This is a genomic window from Pseudomonas sp. P1.31, from assembly GCF_001269815.1.
GTDB lineage: Bacteria > Pseudomonadota > Gammaproteobacteria > Pseudomonadales > Pseudomonadaceae > Aquipseudomonas > Aquipseudomonas rustica.
In genome coordinates this window covers 231,881-253,191 of sequence record NZ_LHVN01000032.1, presented here as the reverse complement: position 1 = coordinate 253,191, position 21,311 = coordinate 231,881, and the positions used below count along the sequence as shown (strand labels likewise).

The window sequence follows — 21,311 nt, the reverse complement described above, 5'->3', positions numbered from 1 at the left end:
GGATTAGAAGGGTTTGCGAATAATAGGCCCGCAATTTGCAGCATAGATCGGTTCACTGTCTTTCGCTCTTGCATGAATTTGCAAGGCTGTCAACGTGCTCAAGCGGGTTTCTCTGTGCATCTGTAATTAGTTGTCGCATTGAAGAAATATCGGCTTCGGGCCTGTCGTTAGAATGCCGATCACTCGCTCATCGTGGCTGATGTTGAAATCTCTCCAGGTTTCAACGGGAAATTTCCCACCGATGCAGCAACCGATTTCCCGATTCACCCATTCGCATATTGGGCTGTCGCTCACTCTGCCGTTTTTGCCCTTTACCGATGGAGTCCCAAGATGAAGAAACTTGTGCTGCTTGGCGCCCTGGCACTGTCCGTGCTGTCGCTGAATTCCTTCGCTGACGAAAAACCTCTGAAAATCGGTATCGAAGCGGCTTACCCTCCGTTCGCTTCGAAAGCACCGGACGGCAGCATCGTTGGTTTCGACTACGACATCGGCAACGCTCTGTGCGAGCAGATGCAGGTCAAGTGTGTGTGGGTCGAGCAAGAGTTCGACGGTCTGATCCCGGCACTGAAAGTGCGCAAGATCGACGCGATTCTGTCGTCCATGTCGATCACTGAAGATCGCAAGAAGTCGGTCGACTTCACCAACAAGTACTACAACACCCCGGCACGTCTGGTCATGAAGGCCGGTACTCAGGTCAGCGAAGGTCTGGCTGAGCTGAAGGGCAAGAACATCGGCGTACAGCGTGGTTCGATCCACGAACGTTTCGCCCGCGAAGTGCTGGCTCCACTGGGCGCCGAGATCAAGCCGTACGGTTCGCAGAACGAAATCTACCTCGACGTGGCTGCCGGTCGCCTCGACGGTACCGTGGCTGACGCAACCCTGCTGGACGACGGTTTCCTGAAAACCGACGCCGGTAAAGGCTTCGCGTTCGTCGGTCCTGCGTTCACCGACGTCAAATACTTCGGCGACGGCGTAGGCATCGCTGTGCGTAAGGGCGACGCCCTGAAAGACAAGATCAACGCTGCCATCGCGGCCATCCGCGAAAACGGCAAATACAAAGCAATCCAGGACAAGTACTTCGCCTTCGATATCTACGGCAAGTAACACGTCTCTGCGACAAGTCCGAAATGGCGCAAGCAACAGGATCTCTGAGGTTTGCGCCATTTTTTCATCCCAACTTTCGAGGACCTGAATCATGTTGAAAGGCTACGGGGCTGTCATCCTCGATGGCGCATGGCTGACGCTTCAGCTCGCCTTGTCGTCCATGGCTCTGGCCATCGTTCTCGGGCTGATCGGTGTCGCGTTGCGCCTGTCGCCAGTGCGCTGGCTGGCCTGGCTGGGCGATCTGTATTCCACGGTTATTCGCGGGATTCCCGATCTGGTGCTGATCCTGCTGATCTTTTACGGCGGTCAGGACTTGCTCAACCGCGTTGCGCCGCTGCTCGGCTTCAACGATTACATCGACCTGAATCCGCTGGCCGCCGGTATCGGCACCCTCGGTTTCATCTTCGGTGCGTACTTGTCGGAAACCTTCCGTGGCGCGTTCATGGCGATCCCCAAGGGCCAGGCCGAAGCCGGCATGGCGTACGGCATGAGCAGTTTTCAGGTGTTCTTCCGGGTGATGGTGCCGCAGATGATTCGTCTGGCGATTCCGGGTTTCACCAACAACTGGCTGGTACTGACCAAGGCCACCGCGCTGATTTCCGTGGTCGGTCTGCAAGACATGATGTTCAAGGCCAAGCAGGCGGCAGATGCCACCCGCGAACCTTTCACCTTCTTCCTCGCAGTGGCGGCGATGTACCTGGTGATCACCAGCGTCTCGTTGCTGGCATTGCGTCAACTTGAGAAGCGCTACTCGGTAGGCGTAAGGGCGGCTGATCTATGATCTTCGACTACAACGTCATTTGGGAGGCGATGCCGCTGTACCTCGGCGGGCTGTTGACCACCCTCAAATTGCTCGCGCTCTCGCTGTTTTTCGGTCTGCTGGCGGCACTGCCGCTGGGGCTGATGCGCGTCTCGAAAAATCCGGTGGTCAACGGTGCCGCGTGGCTTTACACCTACGTGATCCGTGGCACGCCGATGCTGGTGCAATTGTTTCTGATCTACTACGGTCTGGCGCAGTTCGAAGCGGTACGCGAAAGCTTTTTGTGGCCATGGCTGTCCAGCGCAACGTTCTGCGCGTGCCTGGCCTTCGCGGTCAACACCAGCGCCTACACCGCTGAAATCATCGCCGGCAGCCTCAAAGCCACGCCGAACGGTGAGATCGAAGCGGCGAAAGCCATGGGCATGTCGCGCTTCAAACTGTACAAACGCATTCTGCTGCCCTCGGCCCTGCGCCGGGCGCTGCCGCAGTACAGCAACGAAGTGATCATGATGCTGCAGACCACCAGTCTGGCGTCCATCGTGACCTTGATCGACATCACCGGCGCGGCCCGTACCGTCAACGCGCAGTACTATCTGCCGTTCGAGGCGTACATCACCGCTGGCGTTTTCTACCTCTGCCTGACGTTCATTCTGGTCAAGCTGTTCAAGCTGGCCGAGCGTCGCTGGTTGAGCTACCTCGCGCCGCGGAAGCATTGATATGGAACGCATCGACCACGTTTTGCCGTGGAGCCATCTAGGCAGCGAGCGCAAGATTTCCGTATTCCGCTTCGGACACGGCGAGCGCAAGGCTTACATTCAGGCCAGCCTGCACGCTGATGAATTGCCGGGTATGCGCACCGCTTGGGAGCTGAAAAAGCGCCTCGGCGAACTTGAAGCCAAAGGCTTGCTCAACGGTGTTATCGAGCTGGTGCCGGTCGCCAACCCGTTGGGCCTTGGGCAATTGCTGCAAGGCAATCATCAGGGCCGTTTCGAGGCGGGCAGCGGCAAGAATTTCAACCGTGATTTCGTTGAGCTGAGCGCGCCGGTTGCGGCCGCTTTGGCTGACAGTCTCGGTGATGATCCGCACGCCAATGTGCGCCTGATCCGTCAGGCGATGGCCGACCATCTCGCCGCATTACCGGAGGCGAGCAGCCAGTTGCAAGGCATGCAGCGTGTGTTGCTCAGCCATGCCTGCACCGCCGATGTGGTGCTCGATCTGCATTGCGATGCCGAAGCCGCGCTGCACATGTATGCGTTGCCGCAGCACTGGCCGCAGTGGCGTTCGTTGGCCGCGCACCTGAATGTGCGCGTGGGTTTGCTGGCGGAAGATTCCGGCGGCAGCTCGTTCGATGAGGCTTGCTCGTTGCCGTGGTTGCGTCTGTCGCGTCAGTTCCCCGATGCGCAGATTCCGCTGGCGTGCCTGGCGACGACGATTGAGCTGGGCGGTCAGGCCGACACCGGTCGCGCGGAGGCCGAGGCGTATGCTGAAGGCATTCTGGCGTTCCTCGCCGAGCAAGGTTTGATCACCGGCGAGTGGCCGAATCCTGCGCACGAAGCGTGCGAAGGCATGCCGTTTGAAGGCACCGAATTGCTCCTCGCACCGCACCCCGGCGTCGTAAGTTTTCTGCGCAAGCCCGGCGAGTGGGTCGAGGCGGGCGACGAGATTTTTGAAGTGATTGATCCTGTGTCCGATCGGGTCAGCACGGTGTGTGCTGGTACCTCCGGGGTGCTGTTTGCCATTGAACGGCTGCGCTATGCCCAACCCGGTTTCTGGCTGGCCAAGGTGGCGGGGCGCGAAGCGCTGCGTCACGGGCGCTTGCTCAACGACTGACTGACTGTTTTTGTGAGAACCGACCGCATGTACAAACTTGAAGTCCAAGACCTGCATAAACGCTATGGCAGTCACGAAGTGCTCAAGGGTGTTTCCCTGAAAGCGGCAGCTGGCGATGTGATCAGCATCATCGGCTCCAGTGGCTCCGGCAAAAGTACTTTCCTGCGCTGCATCAACCTGCTCGAGCAGCCGCACGCGGGCAAGATTCTACTCAACAACGAAGAGCTGAAACTGGTGGCGAACAAGGACGGCGCGCTGAAAGCCGCTGATCCGAAGCAGCTGCAACGCATGCGTTCGCGCCTGTCGATGGTGTTCCAGCATTTCAACCTGTGGTCGCACATGACCGCGATTGAAAACATCATGGAAGCGCCGGTTCACGTGCTCGGCGTACCCAAGTACGAAGCGCGCGAAAAAGCCGAGTACTACCTGAACAAGGTCGGCGTGGCCCATCGTAAAGATGCGTTCCCGGGCCACATGTCCGGTGGCGAGCAACAGCGTGTGGCGATCGCCCGTGCACTGGCGATGGAACCTGAGGTGATGCTGTTCGACGAACCGACCTCGGCCCTCGACCCTGAATTGGTTGGCGACGTGCTGAAGGTGATGCAAGCGCTGGCTCAGGAAGGTCGCACCATGGTTGTGGTGACGCACGAAATGGGCTTCGCCCGTGAAGTGTCGAACCAGTTGGTGTTCCTGCACAAAGGTGTGGTTGAAGAAAGCGGCAACCCGCGTGAAGTGCTGGTGAATCCGCAATCAGAACGTTTGCAACAATTCCTCTCGGGCAGCCTCAAGTAATCGCTGCCGTTATGCACCAAATTAGGTCATGCTTCGCGACCTGAAGGCTGGCTCCAATCCACTGTAGGAGCTGCCGAAGGCTGCGATCTTTTGATCTGTTTTTGAAGATCAAAAGATCGCAGCCTCGTTTCACTCGACAGCTCCTACATGGGAAAGGCATTTCATTCCGATGGTGGATCTGCGTCAGGCTCAAGATTTGTGTTCATTTACGGGCTAGCATTGGCCCATGCCTTCATCACTGTTCTTCGCTTCGGATTGCCCGCCCATGACTGCCCATCGAATTGGTTTCCTGATTTGGCCCAGCACTAAAGCGTTGACGCTGGCGCTGGCGGAGGAAGCCTTGCGTGTTGCTCAGCGGGTGCACCCGGACGTGGTTTACGAACTGTCGTTCCTGCAAGCCGAACCACCGGCCGAAGGTGCCTGGCAACTGCCCGGTGAAGCGTGGGCGGGCAAGCTCGAAAACTTCCAGAAACTGTTCCTGCTCGCTGACGAGCCGCCGACCACATTGGCCCCGGCACTCAGCAGTGCGCTCAAGCAATTGGTACGTGCCGGTACGGTCATCGGCGGTTTGTCTGCCGGTGTTTATCCGTTGGCACAACTCGGTTTGCTCGACGGTTATCGCGCGGCGGTGCACTGGCGCTGGCAGGACGATTTCGCTGAGCGCTTCCCGAAAGTCATCGCCACCAGTCATCTGTTCGACTGGGATCGTGATCGACTGACTGCCTGCGGCGGCATGTCGGTTCTCGATTTGCTGTTGGCGGTACTGGCCCGCGATCACGGTGCGGAACTGGCCGGCGCAGTGTCGGAAGAACTGGTCGTCGAGCGCATCCGCGAGGGTGGCGAGCGTCAGCGCATCCCGTTGCAGAACCGTCTCGGTTCCAGCCATCCGAAGCTCACCCAGGCGGTGTTGCTGATGGAAGCCAACATCGAAGAACCGCTGACCACCGACGAAATCGCCCAGCACGTGTGCGTGTCCCGTCGTCAGTTGGAGCGCATCTTCAAGCAATACCTCAACCGTGTGCCGAGCCAGTACTACCTGGAATTGCGCCTGAACAAGGCCCGGCAGATGTTGATGCAAACCAGCAAGTCGATCATCCAGATCGGCCTGTCGTGTGGCTTCTCATCGGGGCCGCATTTCTCCAGCGCCTACCGCAATTTCTTCGGCGCCACGCCGCGGGAAGATCGCAACCAGCGGCGCAGCAGCAGCCCGTTTGAATTGTCATCGGTGCCGCCAGAGCGCGGTTGATCGCCGCGCTTCAGTCGACGAACACTATTCGTCGATTTCCGAGCCCTCGGACGTTGAAACTTCCATCTCCGCCTCGTCGATCGTGCTTTCGATGCCAAAGTCCATGCCGTGCTTTTTGAAGTAGGCGCTGAGGATTATCTGGCTCTGCGCATCGAACGGGTTGTCGCGAAAGTTAATTGCTTCAGCAACCTCTCCGGGAAGTTCGAGGATATCGCTGGGCATCTCGGTGATCGCATTACTGCTTAAGTCGGCCTTCATCAGGCGCTTGAGCTGGAACAGGCCATCCGGGATTTGCTGGATGCCAGTGTTGTTGAGTATCAGGTCTGTCAGCGAATTCAGTTGTCGCAGATCCGGCGCCAGTGCCAAGGGATTGAAGCTCAGGTCGAGAATCTCAAGGTTCACCATCTCCCCGAGGGCCGCTCTACTGTGTGCGCTCAGAGTGATGTTGCATTCCGTCAGGTACAGCACGGTCAGATCACCCATTCTGAAAATCGCTTGAGGAATGTCCTCGAGTGAGAACTCGCGAATGTTCAGCGTCCTGAGTTTGGGAAAGCAATTCAGGAACTGGTTGGCACCCGACGTGGCGCCTTCTTCGCTAAACAAGGTCAAGGTCGACACATGACTGAAGTCTGCGTTCAGCGCCGGTAATTCCCCGATGATCGTGGTAGGCAGGTTGAGCTCATACAGCGTCTCACCATGCTCGCCGAGTTCGTCGAACTCGCTTTCTTTGCGCCAGCATTCTTCGACCAGGGCCTTGAACTCATCGCGTGCAGATTGCTCCTCCGCCAGTTCGACCAAGGTGAACGGGTTGTTGGTGAATGGATTGATGGCCGGAATATCACCGGTCCAGGCGTCCAGGCTCTCTCTGAGGTTCGAGTACTCGCTCTCCAGTCGAATCAGTTCAAGTCGGGCGTCATGTGTGAGCCCGGCCAGACGATAAAAAAACTGGCTGGCTTCCTGGTCGTTAAACAACGAATAAAGTTGTTTGACTCGCGTGATGTCGACCTCTTCACAGAGCACTCCCAGCGTCTGCCCAAACTGGTGAAAGTGCGCTCTGATCCTGTCGCGTGTCACGTTCGACCAGGGGTTGTGGGCGAAATCGAAACCTGAAGTGACTTCCGGCGGGTAATGGAAAAACCCCAAAGGAATGTCACTGATCTGGTTGTTGTTGAAAATACCGGTCGTCAGTTTCGGATGATTCACCAGGCCGTTAGGAAGATCAGCGATACCGGTGTCGCCGAGATCAATGTAGGCCAGCGCGGGCATGTTTGTGATGTCGGGCGCGCGTCCCAACGGATTGCGATACAGATCCAGCGCGCTCAGTGAGGTCAACCCGCTCAGCGTGGTCATTGCTGCGTCATCAAGGGTGATGCTGCACTCAGCCAGTATCAGTTGAGACAGATTGGGCATGACACTAACGGCTTGGGGCACTTTCCCAAGATTGAAACTGCGAATCTCCAGATGCTGCAATCGCGGGAAATACCGCAGAAAGCGGTCTGCGCCCAGCGTGCCATGACTGCCGTCCAGTGACAGGTGCGTGACGTGGCTGAAATCTGCTGTGAGCTGCGGAAGCTCCCCAACGATCGGAAGAGCGAATTGCAGCAGTGATCGTGCCTCGGGACTTTCGCTGTCGAGCGTTGTGCGTTCTAGCCAGCAACGCTGCAGAGCTTCCTTGAAGGCCAGTCGATTGTTTTTGGCTTCGGAGAACGTCGCAACATCCAGCCGCGTGCCGGTCACTGGATGCAGCCTGGGTGTTTGCGCTGTCCAGTCGTTCAGATCCTGTCGCAATTTAGCCAGTTCGGCAGTCAGCCGAGACAACTCCATGCGAGGGCCCGCCGGGTAGGTCATCAGTCTTTGCATGAATGCTTGAAATTGCTCAGGCGTAAATGACGGGTTGAGCGCCATCGCCTCTTGTTCAAGCACCGGAAGATAGGGGTTGAAGTGTCTATAGCCTTCGCTGCCTCCCGGTAAACGCATGGTGTGCGGATCGTAGGCTGGCTTGAGCTCACGGTGCAGGGCGAGGATTTTTTGCAGATCGTCGCGGGCTAATGCGTGCTTGCGGATAGTCTGCTTGAGCTTCGCGCCAGCACCGATGTCGATGCCCAGCGCGTCACGTGCATTGTCGGGCAAGGCTTGCAACACGGCGTTGTAGAAATCGAGCGCCGCCGACAATGGCTGGCTCTCATCGTCGAAAGCCTGGTAGCGGCCGTCTTCAAGCAGCACCAGGGTTTTGTGCTGGGTGGCATCGCCGGGGTCAATACTGTCGCGCAATGTGCCGCGAGTACCGTATTCACGGACGTCGATTCGCAGGTTTTTTGGCCATCCCGGGACACGTTCGAGTGAATGCAATGCCAGCCGATGAGTGTCCAGCGGGTTGATCGAATCCAGATACAAACCTTCAAAGGCGCGACTGCTACGAACGTCCTCCAGGGCCCAGCGCGACAGTTGCATGAGCCGTTTCGGGACGAGTGATTGCTTGAGTTGTTGGCGTTCTTCGCCCGTGGCAGTGCGCAGGATTTCCCGGACGACGCTGGTAGGGAGACCGGGCGTTGCGTCGATGAGTGCGCGCGAAGCGGCGTCGGTGCTGTATTCGAGTGCGCGGTAGCGTGCATTGAACAGGATGTTGCGACGTTCGGTGGCGATGTCCGCCAAGGTTTTGCGCAGTACGCGCGCACGTGCGGTAAAGGCTTGGGGAGGTCGGCCAGGTTCTTCTTTTAATAGTGTCTTGAGATCACTTTCATCGAGCTTCGCCAACAGGTTCGTGAGCAAATCACCTGACCCCGGCGGCGGTTCGTACAGCTCAATCATCGGCAAATCCTGGCGATTGCTTTGCCAGATGGTCTCACCTTTAGCGTTGAGTAAACGCAGGCTTTTGTCCTCGGGCCAAGGGCAATGTTCGGTCATTAGTTGCAATTGGGTGATCGGCTCGGCGCGGGAAAATTCTGCGAGGTGAGGGCTGTTCATTTGATCGATGAACGTGCGAATGCCTTTGTCGATGCTGAAGCGTTTGAGGGTGTCCTCCAGCAAGGGTGGAAGTGGCTCGCGCTCAGCGTGAAATTTGCGCAACACATCTTCGTGATAACCGCTGCTGCTGAGGGCGTGTTCCAGTTCGGTGGGTGACAGGCTGTCGACCGTGTGGCCGATGCGTCGCAGCAGTTTGTCGGTTGGCCAGGTGAGCGGGCGATCAAGTTCCGTTTGCCAGGTGCCCGTGTGGAAGTGTTGAAGCGCTGGAGGATAGGCATCCGCACGGGTCGGGTGATCAATTCGAAAGCCGCTGGTGCCTGGCTCAGGTCTGACGGCGAAGACTTTGCCGTCCAGCGGCAGCAGCAGTTTTCCATCGACCTGATGCAAACCGTGCTGATCAGGCAGGGATTCTTTCGCCAACGAAATCGCTTGCTCGTAGGGAGCCAGGTCAGCTTTCCAGTAGAGGGTTTTTCCGTTCGGTGCCCGAACCGGTTTGAAGCGGTCGATAAAACGCACGACTTGCTGCGGCAGTACGTTACGAAACTCGCCGGCGACCAGCATGCCGCCGGCGGCGAATATGCCCAGTTGCACGACGGATTCCACCGCGTCCAGCAGGTGCAGAAATGCCTCGGTTCGTTGCCCTTGCGCCCACTCGATAATGCCTTCGAAGGTCTCGTCCAGTAACTGATAGGCCATATAACCCAGCATCAGTTCGCCCAGAAACGGCACGAACGGCATGGCCACGAAAGCGGCGACGTTGAGCAGCGATGAAGCGATGTTCACCAGTGAATCCCAAAACGCCCAACGCGCTTGCTGATCAACCGATGCTGTTGGTACTGCAAGGCTTGGCCCGTCGTTGAGGATTTTGTTTAGTGCATCCTCAAATTGCTGCTGCCATAACGATGCCTGGATGATCTGGGCGCGAAACTGCAGGTCGGGTTTTTCAACCGCTACTTCACGCCAGGCAGGTTTTGGATCGCCTCGTTCGTGCGGGTAAAACTGAATCTGGGTCAAGCGTGCCTTGAGTGTTGAAAAGAAGCGGCCGCGCTCGCTGTGCGCAATAAACCGACTGAAAAAATCCTGGTAGTCGCTTTCGCGCAACTGACGCGTCAGTTCGGTGGAGAAGGCGACGCTGGAGGCGTATTCCTTGATCGGGTGCTCGGGGTCGTTCGGCACATAGGCCACCAGGCGACTTACGCGTTCGCTGCTGTTCAGATCCGGCGCAAAAACAATGATGCCGTGCAGTTCAGAGGACAGCAGTGACAGGCTCTGGCTGCGCAGGGGTTCGCCGTTGAGCCGCATGCCTTGCAGACCGTCGATCAAGCCGCTGATCAGACGGAACAGATCCTCCTGAATGTCGTTGTTCATCCGCGCGTACAACAGCGCCGATTTCAGTGCAGCCTTCTGACTGGTTTCAACGTGCAAACGTAAGGTCGCCGCGACGTCGGGTCGGGTGACACCCAGTTGATGTTGCAGATGCTGCTGGTATTGCGCGCCGATATCGAGCGTTCGGCACAGTTTGATGAAGTCGGGTATCGATAGCGTCCGGGTGATGTCCGGGAGCGTTTCGAACTGCTCGTGCTCGTCTGGCCGGGTGATGAAGCAGGAGTCGGGGTCGAACGCATCCGCTTCGGTTTCGTGGCGCTCGAAGTTATGCAGCGCCGCATCCAGCAATGACACGCTCCAGATCCGCTGGGCGCCCGTGGAGAATCCGAACCAGGGATTTGTCACCGGAATGTACAGGCGCACGAAGGTGTTTTTGACGTCGAGTGTCAGGCCGACTTGATCCTTGATGGCCGCTGTCAGCAACGGCGCGGCAAAGGCGTCGATATCCTTGAGATCGGCGAGCAGGCGATCCACCTGGTTTTGCGCTGTCCAGTACTGAGCATTCAGGGTGCGCAGATGAGCCTGATGCTGACGAGGAGAACTTGCCAGCCCTGGTTCAGAGTGTGGCGTGCCGCGCCGCAAAGCATGTCTTCGAAGTGCCGAAGCGTTCGCCAGCCAATCAGGCGTGGCGTGATGCAAATGCAGAAAATGTGTGTCGTCGTGCTCGGCCACGAAAGCGTCGAGACGGACGGTAGGTTGAAGCGGTTGTGACAGGTTCATACGCTCATCCATTAGCGTGTGGAGAGCGCCCAGCAAATCAGAAAAAAAATCATCATGTGCGGTACATAGTTACCGCACATGGAATTCTTCGATCAAATACAGTGAAGCCACCGCAGATCCGCCCGGGCAGTTTAAACTGCGCCTTTGCGACGCTATATGTCGCATTGCCGTAAACCCGGGAAAATCCGGGGTTTGCGCTATAAGAAGTTGTCGCTTGGCGGCAAGGCCGGGCTGAAAACTGTCCTTACAATCCCCCCATCGCTCGCCAGTTTCAGGCGGGTGTTCCTCTTCAGGAGACTCCGATGTCCGTTGAGCACGCTGCGGTACAACGCGCCGATTTCGACCAGGTAATGGTTCCCAACTACGCGCCTGCCGCTTTCATTCCGGTGCGTGGCGCCGGTTCCCGCGTCTGGGATCAGGCCGGCCGCGAGCTGATCGACTTCGCCGGCGGGATTGCCGTTAACGTATTGGGCCACGCGCACCCGGCGCTGGTCGGTGCATTGACCGAACAGGCGAACAAGCTGTGGCACGTGTCCAACGTGTTCACCAACGAGCCAGCCCTGCGTCTTGCGCACAAGCTGATCGACGCCACGTTCGCCGAGCGCGTGTTCTTCTGCAACTCCGGCGCTGAAGCCAACGAGGCCGCTTTCAAGCTGGCCCGTCGTGTTGCATTCGACCGTTTTGGCACTGAGAAGTACGAAATCATCGCCGCGCTGAACAGCTTCCACGGCCGTACTTTGTTCACTGTTAACGTCGGTGGCCAGTCGAAGTATTCCGACGGTTTCGGCCCGAAAATCACCGGCATCACCCACGTTCCTTATAACGACCTGGCCGCGCTGAAAGCGGCGGTTTCCGACAAGACCTGTGCGGTCGTGCTGGAGCCGATCCAGGGCGAGGGCGGCGTACTGCCAGCCGAATTGGCGTACCTGCAAGGTGCCCGCGAACTCTGCGACGCAAACAACGCGCTGCTGGTATTCGACGAAGTGCAAACCGGCATGGGCCGCAGCGGCAAGTTGTTCGCCTACCAGCATTACGGTGTGACCCCGGACATCCTCACCAGCGCCAAGAGCCTGGGCGGCGGTTTCCCGATCGCGGCGATGCTGACCACCGAAGCGCTGGCCAAACATCTTGTTGTTGGTACTCACGGCACCACCTACGGCGGTAACCCGCTGGCATGCGCGGTCGCGGAAGCGGTGATCGACGTGATCAATACCCCGGAAGTGCTGAACGGCGTGAACGCCAAGCACGACAAGTTCAAGGCGCGCCTCGAGCAGATCGGCGAGAAATACGGCCTGTTCACACAGGTGCGTGGCCTCGGTCTGCTGATCGGTTGCGTGCTCAGCGAAGCGTGGAAAGGCAAGGCAAAAGACATCTTCAACGCCGCTGAAAAAGAAGGCCTGATGATTCTGCAAGCCGGCCCGGACGTGATCCGTTTCGCTCCGAGCCTGGTGGTGGAAGACGCTGATATCGATGCCGGTCTGGATCGTTTCGAGCGCGCTGCTGCAGCACTGACGCAAGCCTGATAGACCCTTCGGCGCCTGAGTACTTGGGCGTCGAACCCAATTTTTGATACCGGGCAGATTCAACTGTTGGAGTCAGCCTTTGTGGTGAGGGGATTTATCCCCGACGGGGCGCGAAGCACCCCCAAAATCTGGGGCCGCTGCGCAGCCCATCGGGGCGGTGCGACGTTTCGCTAAATCCCCTCGCCACAAAGAGCCGATCCCACAATGTTCGATATTTTTTCTTCTGTGAATTGATAAGAGAAAAGGAGTGACACCATGCTGGTGATGCGCCCCGCGCAAATGGCTGATCTGGGCGAGGTACAGCGTCTGGCTGCGGACAGCCCGATTGGTGTCACTTCCTTGCCGGATGACGTGGAACGTCTGAGCGACAAGATCGCCGCGAGCGAAGCGTCGTTTTCCGCCGAAGTGAGCTTCAACGGTGAAGAGAGTTACTTCTTCGTTCTCGAAGAATCCACCACCGGCAAACTGGTCGGTTGCTCGGCGATTGTCGCGTCCGCCGGTTACTCGGAGCCGTTCTACAGCTTCCGTAACGAGACCTTCGTCCACGCTTCCCGCGAGCTGAAGATCCACAACAAGATCCACGTGCTCTCGCAGTGCCACGACCTGACCGGCAATAGCTTGCTGACCAGTTTCTACGTGCAGCGCGAGCTGGTCGGTTCGCCATGGTCGGAACTCAACTCCCGTGGCCGTCTGCTGTTTGTCGCCAGCCATCCCGAGCGTTTCGCTGATTCGGTGGTGACCGAGATCGTCGGTTACAGCGATGAGAATGGCGACTCGCCGTTCTGGGACGCGATTGGTCGTAACTTCTTCGACCTCAATTACGCCGAAGCCGAACGCCTGTGCGGGCTGAAAAGCCGCACGTTCCTCGCCGAGCTGATGCCGCATTACCCGATCTACGTGCCGTTGCTGCCGGATTCCGCCCAAGAGGCGATGGGCCAGGTGCACCCGCGTGCGCAGATCACCTTCGACATCCTGATGCGCGAAGGCTTCGAGACCGATCACTACATCGACATTTTCGACGGTGGGCCGACCCTGCATGCGCGTGTTTCGGGGATCCGTTCGATCGCCCAGAGCCGCGTGGTGCCAGTGAAGATCGGCGAGCCGGTGAAAGGCGCCGGACGCCAGTATCTGGTGGCGAACGCGCAGTTGCAGGATTACCGCGCGGTGCTGCTGGAACTGGATTACGCGCCGGGTAAACCGGTGACTCTGGATCTGGAAGCGGCCGAAGCCCTGGGCGTCGGTGAAGGTGCCAGCGTGCGCCTGGTGGCGGTTTAACGCCTTAGCGAGTTTCACGGGTGGCGAAGGCGGCCCGTTTGAGGAGATAGCATGATTGTTCGTCCCGTACGCAGCAGCGATTTATCCGCGCTGATCGACCTGGCCCGTAGCACCGGCACCGGTTTGACTACTTTGCCGGCCAACGAAGAACGTCTGGCCCATCGGGTCGGCTGGGCCGAGAAGACTTTTCGCGGCGAAGCCGGCCGTGGTGATGCGGACTACCTGTTCGTGCTCGAAGACGATGACGGCCGCGTGGTGGGGATTTCCGCCATTGCCGGCGCGGTCGGCATGCGTGAGCCTTGGTACAACTTCCGTGTCGGCCTGACCGTCAGCGCCTCGCAAGAACTGAATATCTATCGCGAGATTCCGACGCTGTTTCTGGCCAACGACCTGACCGGTAATTCCGAGCTGTGCTCGTTGTTCCTGCACGCCGATTACCGCAGCGGTCTGAACGGTCGCATGCTGTCGAAGGCGCGGATGCTGTTCATCGCGGAATTCCCTGAATTGTTCGGCAACAAGATCATCGCCGAAATGCGCGGTGTCTCCGATGACGCCGGTCGTTCGCCGTTCTGGGAAAGCCTCGGTCGGCACTTCTTCAAGATGGAATTCAGCCAGGCCGATTACCTCACCGGTGTCGGCAACAAGGCGTTCATCGCTGAACTGATGCCGAAATTCCCGCTGTACACCTGCTTCCTGTCCGAAGGCGCGCGTCAGGTCATCGGCCAGGTTCACCCGGACACCGAGCCAGCCTTGGCGATGCTCAAGGGCGAAGGTTTCAGCTATCAGGGTTACGTCGACATCTTCGACGCCGGCCCGGCCATCGAATGCGAAACCGGCAAGATCCGCGCGGTGCGTGACAGTGAAGCGCTGGTGCTCGCCGTGGGTACGCCGGGCGACGACGCCACGCCGTTCATCATCCATAACCGCAAGCGCGAAGACTGCCGCATCACCGCTGCGCCGGCGCGTCTCGCTGCTGGGACTTTGGTGGTCGATCCGCAGACCGCCAAACGTCTTCAACTCAACGCTGGCGATCAAGTGCGCGCCGTGGCGTTGTCCGCTGCACGGGAGTCGAAATAATGAATTCGCTATACATCGCAGGTGAGTGGCTGGCCGGTCAGGGCGAGGCCTTTCAATCGCTGAACCCGGTGACCCAGCAAGTGCTGTGGTCGGGGGAGGGCGCCACGGCGGCTCAGGTTGAATCGGCTGTGCAAGCTGCGCGTCAGGCGTTCCCGGGCTGGGCACGTCGCACGCTGGACGAGCGCATCACGGTGCTTGAGGCTTTCGCCGCGTCGCTGAAAAACCACGCTGACGAACTGGCTCGCACCATCGGTGAAGAGACCGGCAAACCGCTGTGGGAATCGGCGACCGAAGTGACCAGCATGGTCAACAAGATCGCGATTTCGGTGCAGAGCTACCGCGAGCGTACCGGCGAGAAGAGCGGCCCGTTGGGCGACGCCACTGCTGTGCTGCGCCACAAACCGCACGGTGTGGTGGCGGTGTTCGGCCCTTACAATTTTCCTGGCCACTTGCCAAACGGCCACATCGTTCCGGCGTTGCTGGCGGGTAACAGCGTGCTGTTCAAGCCAAGCGAACTGACCCCGAAAGTGGCCGAGTTGACGGTTAAGTGCTGGATCGAAGCCGGTCTGCCAGCGGGTGTTCTGAACCTGGTGCAAGGCGCCCGGGAAACCGGTATCGCACTGGCCGCGAACCCGGGTATCGATGGTTTGTTCTTCACCGGTTCGAGCCGCACCGGCAATCATCTGCACCAGCAATTCGCCGGTCGTCCGGACAAGATTCTGGCGCTGGAAATGGGTGGTAACAACCCGCTGGTGGTTGATCAGGTCGCGGATCTGGATGCAGCGGTTTACACGATTATTCAGTCGGCGTTCATTTCTGCCGGTCAGCGTTGCACCTGCGCACGCCGCCTGCTGGTGCCGCAAGGCGCGTGGGGCGACAGCCTGTTGAAGCGTCTGGTTGAAGTCAGCGCGACCATTGAAGTCGGCGCATTCGATCAGCAACCGGCCCCGTTCATGGGCTCGGTGATTTCCCTCGGCGCAGCGAAAGCGCTGATGGACGCTCAAGAACATCTGCTGGCCAACGGCGCAGTGTCGCTGCTGGAAATGACTCAGCCGCAAGCAAAAGCCGCGTTGCTGACGCCGGGCATCGTTGATGTGACGGAGGTCGCTGAGCGTCCGGACGAAGAACTGTTTGGCCCGTTGCTGCAAGTGATCCGCTACGTTGATTTTGAGGCAGCGATCGTTGAAGCCAACAACACCGCTTATGGCCTTGCTGCGGGTTTGCTGTCGGATTCCGAAGCGCGTTATCAGCAATTCTGGCTGGAAAGCCGTGCAGGCATCGTCAACTGGAACAAACAACTGACCGGCGCTGCGAGCAGCGCGCCGTTTGGTGGCGTCGGTGCCTCGGGCAACCATCGCGCCAGCGCCTATTACGCGGCGGATTACTGCGCGTACCCGGTGGCGTCGCTGGAGACGCCGAGCCTGGTGTTGCCATCGGCCCTCACGCCAGGCGTGAAAATGGCGTAACGGCCATTCGCGAGCAGGCTCGCTCCCACATTGGAATGCATTTCCCTGTGGGAGCGAGCCTGCTCGCGAAGGCCGCACCTCGGTCTAAAAGAATAGTTACTGAAGCCTATAACAACAGATTCTCGTGGAGCCTCGCTGATGAAATCCTATGAAGTCAATTTTGACGGTCTAGTGGGGCCGACCCATAACTACGGTGGTCTGTCCTACGGCAACGTTGCGTCCCAGAGCAACAGCCAGCAATCCTCGAACCCGAAGGAAGCGGCGCTGCAAGGTCTGGCGAAGATGAAAGCACTGATGGAAATGGGCTTTCAGCAAGGCGTACTGGCGCCGCAGGAACGTCCGGACGTGGCCGCTCTGCGCCGTCTGGGTTTCAGCGGTACCGACGCGCAAGTGATCGAGCGCGCCGCCAAAGAAGCCATGCCGCTGCTGGTCGCCAGTTGCTCGGCGTCGAGCATGTGGGTGGCTAACGCCGCCACGGTCAGCCCGAGTGCCGACACTGCTGACGGTCGCGTGCATTTCACCGCCGCCAACCTCAATTGCAAATACCACCGCAGCATCGAGCACCCGACCACCAGCCGTGTGCTCGGCGCAATGTTCGCCAATCAGCAGCACTTCGCCCATCACGCCGCGTTGCCGGCCGTGGCGCAGTTCGGCGACGAAGGCGCGGCCAACCACACGCGTTTCTGCCGTGAGTACGGCGAGGCGGGCGTTGAGTTCTTTGTGTTCGGTCGCAGCGCGTTCGACAACCGTTTCCCGGCGCCGCAAAAGTACCCGGCGCGCCAGACTCTCGAAGCTTCGCAAGCCGTTGCGCGTCTGCACGGTCTGCGTGACGAAGGCGTGGTTTACGCCCAGCAGAACCCGAACGTGATCGATCAGGGCGTGTTCCACAACGACGTGATTGCTGTGGGTAATGGCGAGGTCTTGTTCTATCACGAGGACGCGTTCCTCGACACCGAGTCGATGCTGGCCGAGCTGCAAAGCAAACTGGCCAAAGTCGGTGGTAACTTCCAATCGGTGTGTGTGCCGCGTTCGGCAGTCACCGTGGATGACGCAGTGCGTTCTTACCTGTTCAACAGCCAGTTGCTGTCGCGTCCTGACGGTTCGATGCTGCTGATCGTGCCGCAAGAGTGCCAGGCCAACGAGCGCGTCTGGGCTTACCTGCAAAGCCTGACCAGCTCCGGCGGTCTGATCCGCGAAGTGAAAGTTTTCGATCTCAAGCAAAGCATGCAGAACGGCGGTGGCCCGGCGTGCCTGCGACTGCGCGTCGCGCTCAACGAAACCGAACTGGCGGCGGTCAACCCAGGGGTTATCATGACGGCACCGTTGTACGGTTCGTTGACCGCATGGGTCGAGAAGCACTACCGCGACCGCCTGAGCGAAACCGATCTGGCGGATCCGCAGTTGTTGCTTGAATGCCGGACGGCACTGGATGAACTGACGCAAATCCTTAAACTGGGCGCGGTTTATCCATTCCAGATCAATTGATGGCCGGCGCGTCGCCCGAACGCGGCGCGCGGCTTGTCTCACCAAGAGAGTAAAAACATGAGCGATTCCCTGCAGCTGATCCTTGAAGACACCGACGGCACGCAACTGGAGACCTCCTGCACCCGCGTTGCGGTCATGTGGCAAGGCAAAGAGCTGTGGATCCAGCAGGACGGCCGTGGCCAGTTGCTGATCGGCGTGGACGTTGAAGAAGGTGACGCCGAATACGCCAACCTGCTGCTGCGCCCATTGGCGACTAATCTGGTAAGTCTGCAACTGGAAATGGAACCGGCTGACGCTGGCGACGACGAAGACCACGTGCACGGCCCGGATTGCAACCACGACCACTAAGGAAACCGTTCTATGCTCGCCCTCGGCAAACTGCTTGAACTGACCCTCGCCGGCCGCGAACCGGCGGAGAAGACTCAACTGACTGTCGAAGGCGTGCGTATGCGCTGGTTGAGCGAAGGGGCGCTGGAAGTCCGGCCACCCGAAGCGCGCGACAATGGCCTGGATCTGCTGCTGTCGGCAGGGATCCATGGCAACGAAACAGCGCCGATCGAGTTGCTTGATCGGCTGCTGCACGACATCGCACGCGGCGATCTGAAGCCGCGCGCACGCATTCTGTTCCTGTTCGGCAACCCCGAAGCGATTCGCAAAGGCGAGCGCTTTGTCGAGCAGGACGTCAATCGGCTGTTCAATGGCCGTCACGAACAAAGCAGTGGCTCAGAAGCGCTGCGAGCCTGTGAGCTGGAACGTTTGGCGGCGAGTTTCTTCAGCCTGCCGGATCGCCAGCGCCTGCACTACGACCTGCACACAGCGATTCGCGGCTCGAAGATCGAGCAGTTCGCGCTGTATCCGTGGAAGGAAGGTCGTCAGCATTCACGCCTTGAACTGGCGCGCCTGCGCGCTGCCGGGATGGAAGCGGTGCTGCTGCAGAACAAACCGTCGATTGTGTTCAGCTCTTATACCTACGACAAGCTCGGCGCCGAGGCTTTCACGCTGGAACTGGGCAAGGCGCGGCCGTTCGGGCAGAACGACGGGGTTAACGTCTCGCTGCTGGAAACTCGCTTAAAGCAAATCATCGAAGGCACTGAACCAGAGATGGCTAAAGCGCAGCTGGATGGTTTGCAGCTGTTCAGTGTGGCGCGGGAAATCATCAAGCACAGCGATGCGTTCCGCTTGAACCTGCCGCAGGACATTGAAAATTTTTCCGAGTTGGAGGTGGGTTATGTGTTGGCCGAAGATCTGGCCAATACCCGCTGGATCATTGAGGAAGAGGGCGCGCGCATCATCTTCCCTAATCCCAAGGTCAAGAACGGCCTGCGCGCGGGCATCCTGATCGTCCCGACCACAGATGAACACTTAACCTGAGTTCACCCCAGAACCCCTGTGGGAGCGGGCTTGCTCGCGAATGCGGTCTGTCGGTAACTCATTTGCTGACTGACACACCGCTTTCGCGAGCAAGCCCGCTCCCACATTTGGATTTGAGTGAGGCCCGAGACCTCACTCAGCTTTGGATTCAGACGGCTACTGCATGCGGCTCAGTACGGCGCAGTGCGCGAACCTTGCGTAGCGTATCCGCGCAAGTCCGCGCTGCTTCCTGACCCTTGTGTACAAAGTGCTCAAAGAAGAATTTCTGATGTTCGTCACCCGCATGGAAGTGATGCGGCGTCAGCGACACCGAGAACACCGGCACTTCGGTTTCCAACTGCACTTGCATCAGGCCGCTGACCACCGATTGGGCGACGAACTCGTGACGGTAGATGCCGCCATCCACCACCAGGGCTGCGGCGACGATGCCGGCGTAACGACCGGTTTTGGCCAGCAACTTGGCGTGTAGAGGCATTTCAAAAGCGCCGCCGACTTCGAAGATGTCGATGTCCGATTCCTGATAACCCAGGGCAATCATTTCGGCGACGAAGCCTTTTCGGCTCTGGTCGACGATTTCTTTGTGCCAGCAGGCCTGGATGAACGCAACGCGCTCGCCGTGTGGGTGTTTGCTTTTGCTGTCGATAGCGGTGGGTTGCATGTTCTGACTCCTGTTTGTGTGAAAAACAGGGCGTTATGAATCGAAAGGGATTCAAGGGTGCGCACACGCACAACATCGCGCGGACGGCCCTTTGGCGTTAATCCCGTTCTCTCTTCATCCGGACTATGACCGTCGGCCCCGGGATCACACCGGGTCTGCTGACCTTGCCGCCGATCTCAACCGAAGTCGTATTCGTCGCCAAGCGCTCGCGGGCTATGCGCATTGCGCGCAATTACCGCCGGTGGGGAATTGCACCCCGCCCTGAGAACGTTTTTGCCGCCCTTTCGCGGGCGGCGCAGCGTTTTTAACACATATTTTCCAGCCCTGCACAGAACCTGTGGGAGCGAGCTTGCTCGCGAAAGCGGTTTAACATTCAACGCGGATGCTGACTGCCAATCCGCTTTCGCGAGCAAGCTCGCTCCCACATGGGGTGTGCCTTCTCAAGGAGTAAGGTGCATTTTCCTTGTCCAGGGCTTGATTAATCGCCGCGATGACCGCAGTAATTCACCCTCGTAAAGGGATTTCCCCTGCTGAATTGAGGCCAGGTTTATGAGCGTTATCGATCTTCGCAGCGACACCGTCACCCAACCGACACCCGCCATGCTCGACGCGATGACCGCGGCCGACACCGGTGACGATGTGTACGGCGAAGACCCGACGGTCAATCGTCTGGAAGCCGAACTGGCTAAACGCTTGGGCTTTGCCGCAGCGCTGTTCGTGCCGACCGGCACCATGAGCAATCTGTTGGGATTGATGGCGCACTGCGAGCGCGGCGACGAATATGTCGTGGGTCAGCAGGCGCACACCTACAAGTACGAGGGCGGCGGCGCGGCGGTGCTCGGTTCGATTCAGCCGCAGCCGCTGGAAGTGCAGGCCGACGGTTCGCTGGATCTGGATCAAGTCGCGGCGGCGATCAAACCCGACGACTTCCATTTCGCTCGCACCCGTTTGCTGGCGCTGGAAAACACCATGCAAGGCAAAGTGCTGCCGCTGGAATATCTGGCGCGGGCGCGTAAATTCACCCAAGACCACGGCCTGCAGTTGCACCTCGACGGCGCGCGGCTTTACAACGCCGCGGTCAAGCTAGGTGTCGATGCGCGGGAAATCACTAAACATTTCGATTCGGTATCGGTGTGCCTGTCCAAAGGCCTTGGCGCGCCGGTGGGTTCGGTGTTGTGCGGTTCCGAGCAACTGATCGGCAAGGCCCGGCGTTTGCGCAAAATGGTCGGCGGCGGCATGCGTCAGGCCGGACTGCTGGCGGCGGCGGGGCGGTATGCGCTGGATCACAACGTCGAGCGTCTGGCGGATGACCACGCCAACGCGCAGTTTTTGGCCGATGGTCTGCGTGAAGCAGGTTTCAGCGTTGAACCGGTGCAAACCAACATGGTTTATGTGCAAATGGGCGACAAAGCCGAGGCGATCAAGGCGTTTGCCGGCGAACGCGGGATCAAGTTGAGCGCCGCCGCGCGTCTGCGTATGGTCACGCACATGGACGTCAGTCGCGCGCAAATCGAGCAAGTGATCGCGACATTCGTCGACTTTTCGCGCAAGTGACAGCGTTAGCCGTCCAATTGACCGTTTCTATCGTATAAACACGCTGTACCCCGCGCGCAGGGCCGATATAATGCGGCCCTTTGCCGTCGCTTCGTCTGTT

The 21,311-nt window shown here is 59.0% G+C and carries 16 protein-coding genes and 1 riboswitch; of the genes, 14 read left to right on the top strand and 2 right to left on the bottom strand.

From position 1 onward, the window contains the following. Nucleotides 1-330 precede the first annotated feature (330 nt). From AD669_RS19900 to argR, 6 genes are all read left to right on the top strand, one after another. Entirely contained in the window at nt 331-1,104 is a 774-nt protein-coding gene (locus tag AD669_RS19900) for an ABC transporter substrate-binding protein (protein ID WP_053122880.1), read from the top strand. A gap of 91 nt (nt 1,105-1,195) precedes the next feature. Next, entirely contained in the window at nt 1,196-1,885 is a 690-nt protein-coding gene (locus AD669_RS19895; protein ID WP_053122878.1) for an ABC transporter permease, read from the top strand. Continuing rightward, entirely contained in the window at nt 1,882-2,580 is a 699-nt protein-coding gene (locus AD669_RS19890) for an ABC transporter permease (protein ID WP_053122875.1), read from the top strand. The genes AD669_RS19895 and AD669_RS19890 overlap by 4 nt, the downstream gene beginning before the upstream one ends. A 1-nt stretch (nt 2,581) precedes the next feature. Beyond that, a complete protein-coding gene (locus AD669_RS19885; protein WP_053122873.1) occupies nt 2,582-3,694 on the top strand; it encodes a M14 family metallopeptidase in 1,113 nt (370 codons plus the stop codon). Between the two features lie 27 nt (nt 3,695-3,721). Beyond that, a complete protein-coding gene (locus AD669_RS19880; protein ID WP_007912705.1) occupies nt 3,722-4,486 on the top strand; it encodes an ABC transporter ATP-binding protein in 765 nt (254 codons plus the stop codon). 265 nt (nt 4,487-4,751) lie between these two features. Further along, entirely contained in the window at nt 4,752-5,732 is a 981-nt protein-coding gene (gene argR, locus AD669_RS19875) for a transcriptional regulator ArgR (RefSeq protein ID WP_007912706.1), read from the top strand. 24 nt (nt 5,733-5,756) lie between these two features. Here argR and AD669_RS19870 read toward each other — a convergent pair whose 3' ends face one another. Further along, nucleotides 5,757-10,802 carry a dermonecrotic toxin domain-containing protein gene (locus AD669_RS19870; RefSeq protein ID WP_053122871.1) on the bottom strand — a complete coding sequence of 1,682 codons (5,046 nt, stop codon included), beginning with the start codon at nt 10,800-10,802 and terminating at the stop codon, nt 5,757-5,759. A 302-nt stretch (nt 10,803-11,104) separates the two neighbouring features. On the opposite strand from AD669_RS19870, the gene AD669_RS19865 reads away from it, so the two are divergent. The 7 genes from AD669_RS19865 to astE all read left to right on the top strand — a co-directional run bounded on the left by AD669_RS19865 (nt 11,105) and on the right by astE (nt 18,999). Further along, complete coding sequence (locus tag AD669_RS19865) at nt 11,105-12,325, top strand: aspartate aminotransferase family protein (protein WP_053122869.1); 1,221 nt, start codon at nt 11,105-11,107, stop codon at nt 12,323-12,325. Between the two features lie 255 nt (nt 12,326-12,580). Next, on the top strand, nt 12,581-13,600 hold the full coding sequence (aruF, locus tag AD669_RS19860) for an arginine/ornithine succinyltransferase subunit alpha (RefSeq protein ID WP_053122867.1): 1,020 nt from the start codon (nt 12,581-12,583) through the stop codon (nt 13,598-13,600). Nucleotides 13,601-13,651: 51 nt separating this feature from the next. Continuing rightward, nucleotides 13,652-14,677, top strand: coding sequence for an arginine N-succinyltransferase (gene astA, locus AD669_RS19855; protein ID WP_053122864.1), 1,026 nt, complete (start codon nt 13,652-13,654; stop codon nt 14,675-14,677). Then, nucleotides 14,674-16,143: a succinylglutamate-semialdehyde dehydrogenase gene (gene astD, locus AD669_RS19850; protein WP_172680147.1), complete on the top strand. Its 1,470-nt coding sequence runs from the start codon at nt 14,674-14,676 to the stop codon at nt 16,141-16,143. Before astA ends, astD begins: the two co-directional genes overlap by 4 nt. Before the next feature lie 138 nt (nt 16,144-16,281). Beyond that, complete coding sequence (gene astB, locus AD669_RS19845; RefSeq protein ID WP_053122860.1) at nt 16,282-17,628, top strand: N-succinylarginine dihydrolase; 1,347 nt, start codon at nt 16,282-16,284, stop codon at nt 17,626-17,628. 57 nt (nt 17,629-17,685) lie between these two features. After that, entirely contained in the window at nt 17,686-17,976 is a 291-nt protein-coding gene (locus AD669_RS19840) for a hypothetical protein (protein ID WP_008077915.1), read from the top strand. A gap of 12 nt (nt 17,977-17,988) precedes the next feature. After that, entirely contained in the window at nt 17,989-18,999 is a 1,011-nt protein-coding gene (gene astE / locus AD669_RS19835; RefSeq protein ID WP_053122858.1) for a succinylglutamate desuccinylase, read from the top strand. A gap of 148 nt (nt 19,000-19,147) precedes the next feature. On the opposite strand, the gene AD669_RS19830 is transcribed toward astE, so the two are convergent. Continuing rightward, nucleotides 19,148-19,657: a 6,7-dimethyl-8-ribityllumazine synthase gene (locus AD669_RS19830; RefSeq protein WP_007919335.1), complete on the bottom strand. Its 510-nt coding sequence runs from the start codon at nt 19,655-19,657 to the stop codon at nt 19,148-19,150. 101 nt (nt 19,658-19,758) lie between these two features. Next, a riboswitch (FMN riboswitch) is annotated at nt 19,759-19,930 on the bottom strand. A gap of 276 nt (nt 19,931-20,206) precedes the next feature. Between AD669_RS19830 and ltaE the strand changes: the two genes are divergently transcribed. After that, a complete protein-coding gene (gene ltaE / locus AD669_RS19825) occupies nt 20,207-21,211 on the top strand; it encodes a low-specificity L-threonine aldolase (RefSeq protein ID WP_053122856.1) in 1,005 nt (334 codons plus the stop codon). The last annotated feature ends 100 nt before the right edge of the window (nt 21,212-21,311 follow it).

Bases quoted from the DNA above. Each gene is read 5' to 3' on its own strand.
- AD669_RS19900 (WP_053122880.1), top strand. From the start codon at position 331: ATGAAGAAACTTGTGCTGCTTGGCGCCCTGGCACTGTCCGTGCTGTCG.
- AD669_RS19895 (WP_053122878.1), top strand. From the start codon at position 1,196: ATGTTGAAAGGCTACGGGGCTGTCATCCTCGATGGCGCATGGCTGACG.
- AD669_RS19890 (WP_053122875.1), top strand. From the start codon at position 1,882: ATGATCTTCGACTACAACGTCATTTGGGAGGCGATGCCGCTGTACCTC.
- AD669_RS19885 (WP_053122873.1), top strand. From the start codon at position 2,582: ATGGAACGCATCGACCACGTTTTGCCGTGGAGCCATCTAGGCAGCGAG.
- AD669_RS19880 (WP_007912705.1), top strand. From the start codon at position 3,722: ATGTACAAACTTGAAGTCCAAGACCTGCATAAACGCTATGGCAGTCAC.
- argR (WP_007912706.1), top strand. From the start codon at position 4,752: ATGACTGCCCATCGAATTGGTTTCCTGATTTGGCCCAGCACTAAAGCG.
- AD669_RS19870 (WP_053122871.1), bottom strand. From the start codon at position 10,802: ATGAACCTGTCACAACCGCTTCAACCTACCGTCCGTCTCGACGCTTTC.
- AD669_RS19865 (WP_053122869.1), top strand. From the start codon at position 11,105: ATGTCCGTTGAGCACGCTGCGGTACAACGCGCCGATTTCGACCAGGTA.
- aruF (WP_053122867.1), top strand. From the start codon at position 12,581: ATGCTGGTGATGCGCCCCGCGCAAATGGCTGATCTGGGCGAGGTACAG.
- astA (WP_053122864.1), top strand. From the start codon at position 13,652: ATGATTGTTCGTCCCGTACGCAGCAGCGATTTATCCGCGCTGATCGAC.
- astB (WP_053122860.1), top strand. From the start codon at position 16,282: ATGAAATCCTATGAAGTCAATTTTGACGGTCTAGTGGGGCCGACCCAT.
- AD669_RS19840 (WP_008077915.1), top strand. From the start codon at position 17,686: ATGAGCGATTCCCTGCAGCTGATCCTTGAAGACACCGACGGCACGCAA.
- astE (WP_053122858.1), top strand. From the start codon at position 17,989: ATGCTCGCCCTCGGCAAACTGCTTGAACTGACCCTCGCCGGCCGCGAA.
- AD669_RS19830 (WP_007919335.1), bottom strand. From the start codon at position 19,657: ATGCAACCCACCGCTATCGACAGCAAAAGCAAACACCCACACGGCGAG.
- ltaE (WP_053122856.1), top strand. From the start codon at position 20,207: ATGAGCGTTATCGATCTTCGCAGCGACACCGTCACCCAACCGACACCC.